We start from the raw sequence: 383 nt of genomic DNA on the forward strand, positions 1-383 counted from the left end.
GTGACCTACCCAGATGGTTCGCAAGATAAGGTTCCTGTGACAGTTAAGGTTGTAGAAAACCCAAGCCAAGCAGACAGTAACCAACCAAGTCCAGCTGATCAAACCGTTACCGTTGGTGAAACTCCATCAGCTGAGAAGTCCATCTCTAACCTAGGTGACCTTCCAACAGGTACTACGGTAGCGTTTGAGAGCCCAGTAGACACAAGCACAGCAGGAGATAAACCAGCGACAGTTCTTGTGACCTACCCAGATGGTTCGCAAGATAAGGTTCCTGTGACAGTTAAGGTTGTAGAAAACCCAAGCCAAGCAGACAGCAATGAACCAAGTCCAGCTGATCAAACCGTTAAGGTTGGTGAAACTCCATCAGCTGAGAAGTCTGTCTC

1 protein-coding gene is annotated in these 383 nt (G+C 48.0%); it reads left to right on the forward strand.

All coding sequences use genetic code 11. The annotated features are described in order from the left end of the window. Window positions 1-383, forward strand: a 383-nt coding sequence (locus E5983_RS09565; protein ID WP_269148558.1) for a Rib/alpha-like domain-containing protein, incomplete at both ends; no start/stop codon positions are given.

It is taken from the genome of Streptococcus danieliae, from assembly GCF_009767945.1.
Lineage (GTDB): Bacteria > Bacillota > Bacilli > Lactobacillales > Streptococcaceae > Streptococcus > Streptococcus danieliae.